Origin of the sequence: Sandaracinobacter sp. (assembly GCF_041909755.1) — a bacterium.
In the GTDB taxonomy this organism is placed as follows: Bacteria; Pseudomonadota; Alphaproteobacteria; order Sphingomonadales; family Sphingomonadaceae; genus Sandaracinobacteroides.
The window spans coordinates 1-12345 of the sequence record NZ_JAYRCW010000075.1; the positions used below are offsets into that span (position 1 = coordinate 1).

Sequence of the window (12345 nt, forward strand, 5' to 3'; positions counted from 1 at the left end):
AGCGCAGTCGCCACCACCTCGGCGAACCCGGGGGAGAGGCGCATCGCGGTTCCGGCCGCCGCCCGGTTGAAGCGCGAAATTTCCGAATCCGCAGCCCACAGACTCGATTCGGAAGTCACGGCATCCAGAATCGACTGCACCAGCGGCCGCGGATCGGCCGGGCCGCCGGCGATCGCCAGCGTCCAGTCCGTGCCCATCGTCTCGCCGCCCAGCCGCCTGACGGCCACCCCGCACGCCATCGCCCGGAACAGGGCGGGCGAAAGATCAGGCGCAATGGCGACCCTGGGTTCGAAATCCAGCGTCAGGGGGCCAGCACTTCCAGCGTGGTGATGTAGGTGAGCCGCCGCTGCGTCGCGCCCGGCACGCTGGCGTTGCCGTCCTGCAGCTGGGCTTCCAGCCAGTACATGCCCGGCGCGGGGAATTCGATCGTCAGCACGCCGTTCGCATCGGTCTTCAGCGTGCGGTCGTTCAGCTTGTCGCGATAGCGCACGCCGCCCGGCACCACTTCCACGTCGATCCCGGCGGCGGGCTTGCCATCCGCCAGGAAGCGCAGCTTCGCCGGTTCGCCCGAAACCAGGTCGTTCGGGTGGGTCAGCCATTCCACTTCCAGCCCCTTGCCCGTGGGCTTCAGCACCGTGTTGGTGGGCGCGCCTGCGGTCACGAAGATCTCGTTGCGGCTGCTGTTCTCGCTGATCTGCACGTCGGTTGCGCCGGCGGGGATCAGCTTTGCAAGGTCGGCGGCGGCCGCGCCGCGCGGCAGGCGCTTCTGTTCGCCGTTCAGCTTGTAGCTGCCCATGATGCCCGCCATCGAGGTGCCGATCTTCCAGGTGCCCTGTTGATTCAGCTCCACGTCGAACACGCTGCGGTATCGGCCGGTGGCGGGGTTCTGCATCTTCCCCTCCGTGCCGTCGGGCTGCCAGACCTTCACATTGTCCAGCCGCATCGGCACATGCTCGAAATAGAAGAGGTCGTTGGACACGGCGGCGTCCACCGTCACCCAGGCCTTGTCGCCCGACAGCACTGTGGCGGACGGGTGCAGCCACTGGCGATGCGCCAGCGACGGGGTGGCGGACAGACCCGCCAGCAGGGCGGCGACAAGAATCGATTTGCGGAGCATCAGTCTCTCTCCCGTTCGGATTTCAGCGCTTCGGCGTCAGGGTTGCGGCGCCCAGTTCGGTGGTGCCGGCGGCCTTCGCCACCGCGCCGGGTTTCGGCGGCCACTGGAAGGGCAGGCGAATGAGTTCCCGGCCGCCGACTTCGCGCGCAGCCTCGATCACCAGTTCATACTGGCCGGGTGCCAGCTTCCCCAGCGGCCCCTGCCCTTCGGAGAAGCTGATCCGGTGGGTGCCGGGCGCGCGGGTCGCGCCTGAAACGCCATCCACCGGAAACGTCAGCGTGCGCCCCGATTTCCGCCACCAGGTGCGGACGTCGCGCAGCCACTTCTCGCCTTCGCGGTCCTTCAGCTTCGTGTCGTACCAGACAGCCAGCGTCTTCGCTTCGCCGCCCGCCGGTTCGATCCAGATCGCCACATAGGGGCGGTGATATTCCGCCACCTTCAGTGTGGGGATGGTGAGCGAGAGATCGAGCCCGGCGGCAAGCGCCGGCGACGTCGCCAGCAGCAGCACGGGGGCGGAAAGCAGGTCTGTTCGCATCAAATTCCCCTAGTGGATGAAGAACATCGCCAGCAGCAGCGGGATCAGCAGCCCCAGCCCCACCAGCGGCCATGTGGACGGCCGGCGGTGCGCGTGCAGCCACAGCAGCACGAGGCCGGTCAGCGCGAACACCAGCGAGGCGACCGCGAAGATGTCGATGAACCAGCCCCAGGCCGGGCCGGTGTTGCGGCCCTTGTGCAGGTCGTTGAGGTAGGAAACCGCCCCGCGCGAGCTGGTTTCGGCCAGAACCTCGCCGGTTTCCCGGTCGATGGAGACCCAGCCGTCGCCGCCGGGGCGCGGCAGGGACAGATAGATTTCGTCGGCGGACCATTCCGCCGTGCCGCGCGGCTTCACCGACAGTTCCGATCTGAGCCAGCCGTCAAGCTCGGGCGGCAGCGGCCTGTCTTCCTTCCCGGCGCGCTCTCCCGGCTTCACCGCGACCAGCGGCAGCAGCGCATCGGGCAGCTGCGCGGCCCGTTCGGTGGTGACGGGCTGCCCCTCGATCTGGCCGGCATGGTTCAGGGTGATCCCGGTGATCGTGAACAGCAGCAGCCCGAAGAGGCTGACCGCCGAGCTGATCCAGTGCCATGTGTGCAGCTGCTTCAGCCAGAAGGCGCGCTTCGCCTTCGCGGACGGCGCGGACGGGCGCTTCACGGCCTCAGGCGGGGGGGCGGATGTCCCGTGCATGGGGGCCTGCTATCGCTGCGGCGCGATAAATGCAACTCACTCGCAAAAGCATGGCCTCCATGCCCGGCGCGCATCAGCGGCGCGCCCGGGCCACCGCGGCCGCCAGCAGATGGAGCAGCAGGCCGACAGGACCCGCCATCAGCGTCAGCGCCAGCAGCGGCACCAGCAGCCAGTGCGGAACCCCGGCGCGCGGGGCGTCCTCTGCCATCCAGCTGCCCACGAACAGGTCGAACGCCAGGAAATGCACCCATCCGGCCAGCATCGCCTCCCGGCGGGAGAGCAGCGCCACCACGCCGTCCAGCGTGCCGAACCCCGCCCCTTCGGGAAGCCCCGGCCCGGCAATCAGCCCGCGCGCCAGCAGCAACAGATAGATTGCGCAGACAGCGGCCGAGGCGAATCGCGCGGCCATCACCAGCGCCTCCCGCCGGAGCGGCGCCAGCAGCAGCGCCGCCCAGCCGGCCATCACGATCCAGTTGGCGACCGAAAAGACGAAATCGGCCTGTTGCATCCCCGTTCCCCCGCGTCCAAACCGCCGGCCATGTCCAGCAAGCCCCGCACCACCCATTCCTCCGGCTCGCCGTTCGAGTCCAGCATCGGCTTTTCCCGCGCGGTGCGCATCGGCAACCGCATCCTCGTGTCCGGCACCGCGCCCGTCGAGCCGGACGGCAGCAGCACGCCCGGCGACGCGGCGGCGCAGGCGCGCCGCTGCCTCGCCATCATCGTCGAATCGGTGGAAGCGCTGGGCGGCACGGCCGCAGACGTGGTGCGCACCCGCATGTTCCTGACCGACCCGGCCGACGCCGCCGCCGTGGGGGAGGCGCATGGCGCCGTGTTCGGTGCGATCCGCCCGGCCGCCACCATGGTCGCCGGCGCAGTGCTGCTGCGCCCCGAATGGCGGGTGGAGATCGAGGCGGAAGCCGAGGTTGCCGGTGACTGAGCCGCTGCTGTCCACCCGGGCGCGCAGCCTTGCCGCCGTGGGCCAGGCGAGCAGCTGGGCGATCGCCGATGAAGGCCTGCGCCGCGTGGCCGCAGGCGAGGACATCCTGCTGCTGACGCTGGGCGACCCTGTCTGCCCGCCGCACCCTGCGATCGTCGCGGCGACGAAGGCCGGGCTGGATGCCGGGCGCACCCATTATACACCCCTGCACGGCGAGCCCGCCCTGCGCGCCGCCATTGCCCGCAGCGAGGGCTGCGCCGCCGACGAGGTAATGGTGATGCCCGGCGCCCAGCACGCCGGCCTCGCCGTGCTGACCCTGATCGTGGGGGAAGGCGACGAGGTGATCCTGTCGGACCCCTTCTATGCCACCTATCCCGGCGTGGTGGCGGCGACGGGGGCGAGCGCCGTGCGCGTGGCCGCCCGCGCCGACCTTTCGACGGACGTGGACGCGATCGAGGCGGCGATCACGCCGCGCACCCGCTGCCTGTTCCTGAACAGCCCGGCGAACCCTTCGGGCACGGCGCTGTCGGTGCAGGATTACCAGCGCCTGTCGCGGCTGTGCGAGCAGCACAACCTGTGGCTGGTGGTGGACGAGGTCTATGCCCATTTCCGCTTCGACGGGCAGGATGTGCGCGCCTGGCAGCACGGGCCCGCAGGTCGCACCGTTTCCCTCAACAGCCTGTCGAAAAGCCATGCGATGACGGGCTATCGCGTCGGCTGGGCAGTCGCGCCCGGGCGGCTGATCGCCGCGCTTGGCGACTGGAGCGCGGCGGCGCTGTTCGGCGTGAGCCAGTTCATCCAGGATGCGGCGGTCACGGCGCTGTCCCTGCCGGAATCCGAACTGGCCCCCTATCGGCAGGCCTTCCGTGCGCGCGCGCAGCAGGTGGTGGCGCGCGCCAACGCGCTTCAGGGCCTGACGGCGACGATGCCGGCGGGCGGGATGTTCGTGATGCTAGATTGCCGGGGCGTGGAGCCCGACGACCAGCGCTTCGCACGGCGGCTGCTGGACGAGGCGAAGGTGGGCGTGGTGCCGGGCAGCGGCTTCGGCGAAGGCGGGCGCGGCCATGTCCGCATCAGCCTGACGCCCGAGGCGGAGACGCTGGACCTGGCGTTCGACCGGATCGCGGCCTTCATCGCCCGCGACTGATGCGCTAGACCGGGCGCATGACGACGAACCAGCCCCCCGTTCCGCAGAGCTTCGCGGAATTCTGGCCCTATTACATGGCGGCCCATCAGGACCGGCGGAACCGCAACATCCATTATGTGGGGTCGGCCGGGGGCCTTGCCGCGCTGGTGGCGCTGGCCGCCACGGGCACCTGGTGGCTGCTGCCGGCGGGCATCGTCTTTGGTTATGCCTGCGCCTGGATCGGGCACTTCCGCTTCGAGCACAACAAGCCCGCCACCTGGGTAAAGCCCTGGTGGAGCTTCATGGGTGACTGGCGGATGTTCTGGATGAAGATCAGCGGCCGCGAGGACGAGGCCGTGGCGCTGGGCCGGGGCCTGCCCGATATCGTGGAGATGGTGCGCGCAGCCCGCTGACGACCCCGGCGCTGGCACTCGCCCGGCGCGAGTGCTGCCAGTTTATCGCATGAAATCAGCATCTTGATCTGAACTGAAATTCAGGGAACCATGCCGCTCCAGTCAAACGGAGACGGGGATGCGGCAGATGGGGAAGGCGGCGGTCGATGACGGGTTCCGGCGGCAGATGGCGGGCTATGGCCTGCTGACGGCCGAGATCAGCTATTGGATGCCCGATCACCCCTGCCTGTTGCAGCAATATGTGTGGCAGACTTGGGATCTGGCCCCGGCCTTCCCGGAACTGTCGCGCTTCCTGGATCATTGGCGCCGCGAGATCGAGGCGACGATCCACGCCATCCGCGTCGCCCACCGAGACCTTGTCGGCCCGGCCGAGATCCGGGCGGTGGACGGGGTGATCCTGCTGAACTAGCGCCCGGCCCTAGACCTCTGCCCAGCGGCGCAGGAGGTTGTGGTAGAGGCCGGTGAGGGCCACCACCTCAGGATCGTCGAGGCCGAGGCGTGCGGTGAGCTTCTGGATCGAGACATCCAGTTCATAGAGCGAGCGGCGGGCGGAATCGTCGCGCACCATGGATTGCAGCCACATGAAGGAGGCGATGCGTTCGCCGCGCGTGACGGGCGTGACCCGGTGCAGGCTGGACGAGGGGTAGAGCACCATGTGCCCGGCGGGCAGCTTCACCCGTTGTTCCCCGAACTGGCCCTCGATCACCAGCTCGCCGCCGTCATATTCGTCTGGCCCGGCAAGGAACAGCGTGGCGGACAGGTCAGTGCGGATACGGAACTCCGTGCCCGGCCGCGACCGGATGGCATTGTCCACATGGGTGCCGAACGCCTCGCCCACGCGATAGCGGTTGAAGAGCGGCGGAAACACCTTTGCCGGCAAGGCGGCTGCGATGAAGGCCGGGGTGCGCGAGAGGGCGGCCAGCACCCGCTGCGAAAGGTCGCGCGCCGCCGCGCCGTCTTCGGGCAGCTGCAGGTTGGATTTCGCCATTGCCGCCTGCGCGCCGGAGGTGGTGTTGCCATCCACCCACTGGGCCCCGGCCATCACGCGCCGGAACTGGGCGACTTCGTCCGCCGAGAGGACGTCGGGGATGGCGATGAGCATTGGCGGGCCTTATCGGGCAGGGGTGAGGGCGAAGGGGATTTCCACGAGCCCGCGGACGGAAACGGCCCGCCCGTCGCGCACCATGGGGGACCAGCGCCAGCGGCGCACGGCCTCCAGCGCGGCCTTGTCGAGCCGGGGGTGGCCGCTGGAGCTGCGCAGGCCGATCCGCTCCACCCGCCCATCGGGGCCGAGCAGGACATCGAGGACGACCGTCCCCTGTTCCTTCAGCCGCCGCGATTCATAGGGGTAGCGCGGGGGGCTGGCCTCTACCATGCCGGCAGAGAGGTCGCCGCCCGAAACGGTGGACGGCGACCGGGCGGCTGCCGGAGACGGCGGGCCTTCGGCAACGGCGGCGGGGGCCTGCGTGGACGGTTGCGGCGCTGGCGGCGCCTCCGACACCACGGCGATGATCGTGGGGGGGCGCTCCTCCAGCAGGAGGACGGGCGGCGGCACCACGACCGGCGGCGTTTCCAGCAGCTGTTCGGGCGCGGCGGACGGCGGCGGGGGCGGGGCAGCCGGGATGGACAGGAGCTGGATGGCCACCGGCTCCGGCGCGGGTTTCAGCAGCTGGCGCTGGGCGATGAGGGCGGCGAACACCAGCAGGTGCAGGACAACGACGGTGATCGCCACCAGCGCGTTGAACGACAGCGGCTGCCGGGCCGGGGCCTGTGCATCGGCCGGGCCGGGGGGCGACCCCTCCACGGCATGCAGACGAGGCGTGTGCACCGGCCCTTCAGGGGTGCAAAAGCTGCCGTCGCCAGCCAGAAGTGCGTGGGTCGCCATTGCCTTGGGCCAGTCCTAACAAAGGCGGAAATGCGAAGCAATTGCAGAAACGCGATGGAGACGCCCATGCGACAATCCGGCATGGGCGTCCGCCAGCGTTTCCTGCTCAGTAGGTGAAGGTCAGCGTTCCGATGATCTTCCGCCCTTCGCCCGGCACGCCGAAGGCATAGCTGTCGGTCGCGCGGGGACGCTGGATGTAGAATTCATCGAACAGGTTGGTGGCGTTCAGCTGCAGGCTGACCCGGTCAGAGACCTTGTACGAGGCCATCGCGTTGACGATGGTGACAGGATCAAAGCTCCAGGCCGCGACCACCGCAGAGCTCTGCCGCGCCGGGGTTTCGCCCACATATTGCAGGCCGCCGCCCAGCGTCAGCCCGAAGGGCAGCGCATAGGTGGTCCACAGGCTGCCGCTGTGCTTCGGCGTCGCCGTCAGGGATTCGCCCTCGGTCAGCTGGCCCGCCACCGTTTCGGAGGCCCGCAGGATCTTCGAATCGAGGAAGGCATAGGCCGCGAACACCGACCAGTCCGGCGTGATCTGGCCCGATGCGCTCAGTTCCAGGCCCTGCACCCGGCGCTTGCCCACGAATTCCGTGTTGCCGTCGGAATTGGTGATCGCCTCGTTCGTGCGTTCGGTGCGGAACAGCGCCGCCGTCAGGCTGAGGCCGCCATCGGCCACGTCCCACTTCGTGCCCAGTTCGAAGTTGCGGTTCTTGAGCGGCGGGTTGACCGCCGTGCCGACCGCCCCCGTCGCCGTCGACGCCAGCGCCTGCGGCTGCTTCGCATCGGTGTAGCTGAGATAGAGGGTGCCGTTGTCCGCCGGCTTGAAGATGGCCGCGCCCTGCCAGCTCCACAGGTTGTTGGCCTGCCGGTTGGCGACCAGCGACGTCCCGCCATAGTCGGCCACGAAACGCTCCCAGCGGACGCCGCCGTTCAGCTGGAACTGGTCCCCGAACTTCAGCGTGTCGAACGCCCACAGCGCGCCGCGCGTGGCGCGGACATCATATTGGCCGGGCGTGTAGGTCCAGGTGAGCGGGCCGGTGAAAACCGGGTCCGGCGCGTAGAGATTGACCAGCCGGTTGGCGAGGCCGCCGACGCTGATGGCGCCGCGCTCGAAATCCTCGCGACCGATCTCTCCCCCGACGACGATGGTATGGGCGACAGCGCCCGTAACCACATTCGCCGTCAGGTTCGTCTGGTTCACGAGCACCCGGTTTTCCGAGGTGCGGCCCAGCCCTTGCGGCCCGGCGGTGATATAGAGCGCCTGGGCATAGCGGCCCTCGTTGATCGCCTGAATGGCGCTGGCGAAGGTGCAATCGGGGTTCGGGGCGCAGCGGCCCGGCGCGCCGGCCGTGTTGCGGTTCTGCGGCGTGGTCCACACGGCCTCCCGCTCCACCTGGCCCCAGCGGGTGACGTTGGTGATGCTGACGGCGCTGCTGAAATCATGCTCCAGCTTCAGCGTTGCAATCTGGGTGACCTGATGTTCCTGATCGACCCCCAGCACGCCGTAATAGTTGGAGCGGGAAATCGGGAACTGCGCCCCCGTCGTGCTGAAGGGGATGCCATAGTCCATCAGATTGTCGTCGTTCTGCCACATGTAGGACAGCGTCACCCGCGTCGGCGTGTCCAGCCCGAAGGCGATGCTGGGGGCAAAGCCCATGCGGCGCTGGAACACCTCGTCGCGGCCGGCCAATCCCTGATCGTGCCATACGGCGTTCAGGCGGATCGCGGCATTGGGCACCAGCCCCGTCAGCGCCAGGTTCGCGTCGCCCTGGAGACGGCGATAATCGGCCGAGCCGAGCGAGCCGTTCAGAACCACCCGGTCCTCGAGGCGCGGCGTCTTGGTGACGAGATTGATCTGCCCGGAAGCCCCGCCGGCCCCGCCGACGGCCGAGTTCGGGCCCTTGATCACCTCGATCGCCTCATAGTTGAAGAGGTCGGATCGGGTCTGCTGCAGGCGGTCGGCGAAGCCGTCGATGGTGACATCGGACGAGGCATCGAAGCCCCGCATGGTGATGAAGTCGCCCGATCCCGCGCCGCCTTCGCCGACGCCCATGGTGATGCCCGGAACGTTGCGCAGCGCATCCGCGAACGACACGACCGCCTGATCCCGCAGCATGGCTTCGGGCAGCACGGTGATGGTGCGCGGCGTGTTCAGCAACGGCTCCGTCAGGCGGGCGTTCGATGCCGCCTCTGTCCGGTAGCTGTCTTCGGCAACTTCGGTGTCTGTCACCGTCACGCGGCCCAGCGTTTCGGGCTGCCCGGCCGCCTGCGCAAGCGCCGGCTGCGCAGAAGCGATGAAGCCCACGCACCCCATGGCGAGAAAGGCCGGAACGGACTGGCGACGATCTTGATCCTGCATTGTTATCCCCTTCGTGAACGCAGGGGTTGCTATTGCAAGTGATTTGCACTGTCAACGCATCGCGCGAACCGGCTGACTGGATCGGGGGCGCATGGCTGCCATGTGGGATGCGGGCGCTTTTCGGGCGATGAAACCGAATGAGCACCTCAGCGACTGAACTCCCGAAGATCGCCTACAGCGTGAACGAGGCTTTCCGGGCCTCCAGCCTTGGCCGCACCACGCTCTATTCGCACATTGCCGCTGGGCGCCTGAAGGACATCCGCATCGGGGGCCGCACGGTGATCCCGGCTGACAGCCTGCGCGCCCTCCCCTCGCAATTCCCGAAGGGCATGGGTGAAGCGCGCCAAACAATTGCGGTTCAGCCTGCCAACCGTCACCGCATAACTGATCGGGAACAAGGCACGAGCATTCAAGGGGGTTCGGTGTTGTTTGCTGGCTTTCCTACCCGTCCACCTCGGCATCGGGCTGGCCTGCTGCCAGGGCGTTGATCCACGAAAGGCACAGATCGCGGCTGCGATAGCGGCCCCAGCGTTCGGTTTCCTGCCGCTCCACGATCGGGAAGGTGGAATAGATATAGCGGATATCGTCGCGCGCCTGCGCCGGATCATGGGCCGGGTCTGCCGGGTCGAACAGGCCATAGAGGATGAAATAGAGCGCATCCAGCTTCGCCCGCAGCTTCAGGCGGCGATCCTCGTCCCAGATGAAGGGCGGCAGCACGCCGCCCGCGTCGTCCACATGGCCCATGTCTTGGGCGAAGGGGGCCATATCGTGCGCGGTGTAGGTCAGTTCCAGCACCGCAGCCTTGACGATTTCTGCGGCGGTTTTCGGGCCGAATTGGCGGCCATAGGCGGCTGGGGGAATGACTGGCAGCTGTTCGACAATAAACCAGTTCAGCGTCTGGCCTTGGACCTTCTGCCGGACTGCAAAATCAAATGGCATCGCGTTAAAGTTTGCGAGGAGCAATTCCAGACGGACGTTGGGCTCGGTCGGTGTGAGAATCGGAACCTTGTTTCCAAACCCGTAGGCGGGAAAACCGGCAGCAATAAATGTCCGAACATTGGTCGGTGCGGTAATCTCTTTGAACCCCAACACCCACGGTAATCGAGCGGTCGCCTCGCAAACACTTGCGGCAACCCAAAACTGCGGATCGGCCAGCCAATTCGGATCGGCTGATTGTTCCGGGGTTGCTTGCAGGGGTTGTGCGGGCCGGTTCAGGTTTTCCGGGTTGACCACAACGCTTGCCGCCCGGTGATCGAAGGCCTGCACCATCTTGCCTTCATACAGCGGCACCCATTCCCCGGCCGCCGATTGCCAGCGGTTGCCGCCAACAGGCCAGGCCCCTTCCTTGCCTTCCAGTTCGGTTCGCGTCCGGAACAGGTGGCTGTCAGAAGTCATATTGATCATCTGCCAGTATTTCACCGGCCATGCCGCCTCGGGTTCCGCGCCGGACCTGTCCACCAGCACCGGGCAGCGATCATAGATCGCCGTGGTCAGCGCCATATCCCGGCGAGTGCGGAAAATCGGCGCGGTGCCGGTGTTGGGGTTCACCCGCGCGAAGTCCGCCGCCGTGATCGGGAAGGCCTGTTCCGGGTTCTTCAGTTCAGCCACCGATTGCAGAAAAAAGCCGCATTGCGCCGCCGGGAATGTGCGGCTGGGGCTGGCAATCATGGCCGCAAATTTGAATCGGCTGTCCACGTCCGGAAAAAATGGGTCCAGCCCATGGCGCGTCCGCCGGTTCTCGAAATCATACAGCGCCTTCAGGTGCCCTCCGGTGGCCACCTTGCGGAAGAATTCGCTGGCGGACAGATCCGATGCAATGCCGCTGGGGGTCAGCAGACCCACCATGCCGCCTGGCTTCACCAGCGAATGGGCGCGTTCCACGAACAGCTTGTAAAGGTTCAGCTTGCCATTGTTCAGGCGGCAATAGATCAGTTTCCCCTTTGCCACCCTGGTTGCCATGGCCATCCGGCCAAGGGCCTTTTGATAGTCAGTCCACAGCGATGAATCCGCATCTTTCAACGCTTTGATTGCCGCCTTCCGCTTCGCACCGCTGGGAGCCAGCGCAATCGTCTTGTCGCGCGCTTCAAACCAAGGCACTTCCTCAAATTCAAAGCGATCCCACGGGGGATTGCCCACGATCGCGTCAAAGCCGCCATCCTGCCGCCCCTCGGAATCCGGCGCGCTGCTCCAATTGTCCCACACGCCGGGGAAGGTGATCTGCCAGTTCAGGAAGCGTTCTTCGTCGATCAGCTCACGCGCCGCCCGCCAGATGGCCGTGAAGCGCTCCACCTCGTCTGCCCGGGCCTTGCCGCCTTCGGGCGCCAGCCGCCCGCGCGCAATCGCGATCGGATCACCAAAGCGGCCATCCAGCCACAGCGGGACCAGCGCCTTTTCCGGCTTGGGCAGGTCCAGCCAGTCCAGCGCGTGCATGAAGCTGACAAAGCCATCCAGCGCGCCCGTCTGCGCCTCCACGTCCTTCCACATTTCCGCGCTGCGGTGCGCTTCGGCCACTTCGGCATCGGTCAGCGTTTCAATGGTCCGCATCACCACGGCCTGCCGCTGCGCATTGGAAAGCGGTTCGTGCAGGAACAGCTGGCCGCCCTTCCCCGCCTTGTCGATCGCATCGCGCACCCACAGGCCGAACAGGCTGTCGCCTGCGGCCAGGTGGTGATCGATGAAGCTGAGCGGCGCGCCAACGGTGAAGGTGTGCAGCCACAGCGCCACCTTGGCCAGTTCAACGGCCCTCGGGTTCTTGTCTGCGCCATAGACGCAGCGCTTCAGCACCATGCGCTTCACCAGCTGGGGATCATCCAGCTGTTCTTCGCTGACGGCCCAGCCCGCATCCTGCGCATTGCCGCGAATGGTGGCGCGCACCTTGCGCACTTCCTCGGCCACCGGGCTTTCATAATCCAGATCGGGGAAGCGCGCCTTCACCAGCGCCCGCGCCTCTGCAATGGCATCCAGCGCGTGATTGGTCAGCCGGTCCACCAGGCTGACAAGGAAATGGCCCGAACCCATCGCCGGGTCGCAGATGCGCAGCCGGGTGATTGCCTTCGCCGGGTCCGCCTTTTGCAGCTGGGTTATGGTGTAATCGGCATTGTCCCCCGGTTTCGCCTTCGCGATCGCAGCCTTGAAGCCTTGCAGCGCATCATCGATCAGGGGGGCTCTGTTGCAAAGATTGGCGGCAGTCAGAGGTAGGCTGTCGCTCTGCGCCGATCAGGCGGCTGCTGCGAAATGGTGGTTGAGCATGCCCATGGCCTCCGTCAGCGCCGAGGGCCCAATGCCA

13 protein-coding genes are annotated in these 12345 nt (G+C 67.3%); 4 read left to right on the top strand and 9 right to left on the bottom strand.

The window, feature by feature from the left end; translation table 11 throughout:
* The 5 genes from ACE3O8_RS10255 to ACE3O8_RS10275 form a co-directional block, all read right to left on the bottom strand.
* A partial coding sequence (locus tag ACE3O8_RS10255) for an FAD:protein FMN transferase (protein ID WP_374389413.1) occupies positions 1-239 on the bottom strand: 239 nt, incomplete at its 3' end.
* A 62-nt stretch (positions 240-301) separates the two neighbouring features.
* Positions 302-1117 (bottom strand): DUF4198 domain-containing protein, encoded by an 816-nt coding sequence (locus ACE3O8_RS10260; RefSeq protein ID WP_374389415.1) that lies wholly within the window; start codon positions 1115-1117, stop codon positions 302-304.
* Positions 1118-1139: 22 nt separating this feature from the next.
* On the bottom strand, positions 1140-1652 hold the full coding sequence (locus ACE3O8_RS10265) for a DUF2271 domain-containing protein (protein WP_374389417.1): 513 nt from the start codon (positions 1650-1652) through the stop codon (positions 1140-1142).
* A gap of 9 nt (positions 1653-1661) precedes the next feature.
* Positions 1662-2339, bottom strand: a complete 678-nt coding sequence (locus ACE3O8_RS10270) for a PepSY-associated TM helix domain-containing protein (RefSeq protein ID WP_374389419.1) — start codon at positions 2337-2339, stop codon at positions 1662-1664.
* A 73-nt stretch (positions 2340-2412) separates the two neighbouring features.
* On the bottom strand, positions 2413-2847 hold the full coding sequence (locus ACE3O8_RS10275) for an ABA4-like family protein (protein WP_374389421.1): 435 nt from the start codon (positions 2845-2847) through the stop codon (positions 2413-2415).
* A 30-nt stretch (positions 2848-2877) separates the two neighbouring features.
* On the opposite strand from ACE3O8_RS10275, the gene ACE3O8_RS10280 reads away from it, so the two are divergent.
* The 4 genes from ACE3O8_RS10280 to ACE3O8_RS10295 all read left to right on the top strand — a co-directional run bounded on the left by ACE3O8_RS10280 (position 2878) and on the right by ACE3O8_RS10295 (position 5224).
* Positions 2878-3276 (top strand): RidA family protein, encoded by a 399-nt coding sequence (locus ACE3O8_RS10280; RefSeq protein WP_374389423.1) that lies wholly within the window; start codon positions 2878-2880, stop codon positions 3274-3276.
* On the top strand, positions 3269-4423 hold the full coding sequence (locus ACE3O8_RS10285) for a pyridoxal phosphate-dependent aminotransferase (protein WP_374389425.1): 1155 nt from the start codon (positions 3269-3271) through the stop codon (positions 4421-4423). The genes ACE3O8_RS10280 and ACE3O8_RS10285 overlap by 8 nt, the downstream gene beginning before the upstream one ends.
* 17 nt (positions 4424-4440) lie before the next feature.
* A complete protein-coding gene (locus tag ACE3O8_RS10290; RefSeq protein WP_374389427.1) occupies positions 4441-4815 on the top strand; it encodes an Mpo1-like protein in 375 nt (124 codons plus the stop codon).
* 118 nt (positions 4816-4933) lie between these two features.
* On the top strand, positions 4934-5224 hold the full coding sequence (locus ACE3O8_RS10295) for an usg protein (protein WP_374389429.1): 291 nt from the start codon (positions 4934-4936) through the stop codon (positions 5222-5224).
* A 9-nt stretch (positions 5225-5233) separates the two neighbouring features.
* On the opposite strand, the gene ACE3O8_RS10300 is transcribed toward ACE3O8_RS10295, so the two are convergent.
* The 4 genes from ACE3O8_RS10300 to ACE3O8_RS10315 all read right to left on the bottom strand — a co-directional run bounded on the left by ACE3O8_RS10300 (position 5234) and on the right by ACE3O8_RS10315 (position 12077).
* Positions 5234-5917: a Fe2+-dependent dioxygenase gene (locus tag ACE3O8_RS10300; RefSeq protein ID WP_374389430.1), complete on the bottom strand. Its 684-nt coding sequence runs from the start codon at positions 5915-5917 to the stop codon at positions 5234-5236.
* 9 nt (positions 5918-5926) lie between these two features.
* Positions 5927-6700, bottom strand: a complete 774-nt coding sequence (locus ACE3O8_RS10305) for an energy transducer TonB (protein ID WP_374389432.1) — start codon at positions 6698-6700, stop codon at positions 5927-5929.
* Positions 6701-6806: 106 nt separating this feature from the next.
* Entirely contained in the window at positions 6807-9059 is a 2253-nt protein-coding gene (locus tag ACE3O8_RS10310) for a TonB-dependent receptor (protein ID WP_374389434.1), read from the bottom strand.
* A gap of 441 nt (positions 9060-9500) precedes the next feature.
* Positions 9501-12077, bottom strand: coding sequence for an Eco57I restriction-modification methylase domain-containing protein (locus ACE3O8_RS10315; protein ID WP_374389436.1), 2577 nt, complete (start codon positions 12075-12077; stop codon positions 9501-9503).
* Between the last annotated feature and the right edge of the window lie 268 nt (positions 12078-12345).

What these genes read in the sequence shown, in the direction of transcription:
- ACE3O8_RS10315 (WP_374389436.1), bottom strand. Translation starts at nt 12,077, where the DNA reads ATGGGTTCGGGCCATTTCCTTGTCAGCCTGGTGGACCGGCTGACCAAT.
- ACE3O8_RS10280 (WP_374389423.1), top strand. Translation starts at nt 2,878, where the DNA reads ATGTCCAGCAAGCCCCGCACCACCCATTCCTCCGGCTCGCCGTTCGAG.
- ACE3O8_RS10310 (WP_374389434.1), bottom strand. Translation starts at nt 9,059, where the DNA reads ATGCAGGATCAAGATCGTCGCCAGTCCGTTCCGGCCTTTCTCGCCATG.
- ACE3O8_RS10260 (WP_374389415.1), bottom strand. Translation starts at nt 1,117, where the DNA reads ATGCTCCGCAAATCGATTCTTGTCGCCGCCCTGCTGGCGGGTCTGTCC.
- ACE3O8_RS10300 (WP_374389430.1), bottom strand. Translation starts at nt 5,917, where the DNA reads ATGCTCATCGCCATCCCCGACGTCCTCTCGGCGGACGAAGTCGCCCAG.
- ACE3O8_RS10305 (WP_374389432.1), bottom strand. Translation starts at nt 6,700, where the DNA reads ATGGCGACCCACGCACTTCTGGCTGGCGACGGCAGCTTTTGCACCCCT.
- ACE3O8_RS10275 (WP_374389421.1), bottom strand. Translation starts at nt 2,847, where the DNA reads ATGCAACAGGCCGATTTCGTCTTTTCGGTCGCCAACTGGATCGTGATG.
- ACE3O8_RS10265 (WP_374389417.1), bottom strand. Translation starts at nt 1,652, where the DNA reads ATGCGAACAGACCTGCTTTCCGCCCCCGTGCTGCTGCTGGCGACGTCG.
- ACE3O8_RS10290 (WP_374389427.1), top strand. Translation starts at nt 4,441, where the DNA reads ATGACGACGAACCAGCCCCCCGTTCCGCAGAGCTTCGCGGAATTCTGG.
- ACE3O8_RS10295 (WP_374389429.1), top strand. Translation starts at nt 4,934, where the DNA reads ATGCGGCAGATGGGGAAGGCGGCGGTCGATGACGGGTTCCGGCGGCAG.
- ACE3O8_RS10270 (WP_374389419.1), bottom strand. Translation starts at nt 2,339, where the DNA reads ATGCACGGGACATCCGCCCCCCCGCCTGAGGCCGTGAAGCGCCCGTCC.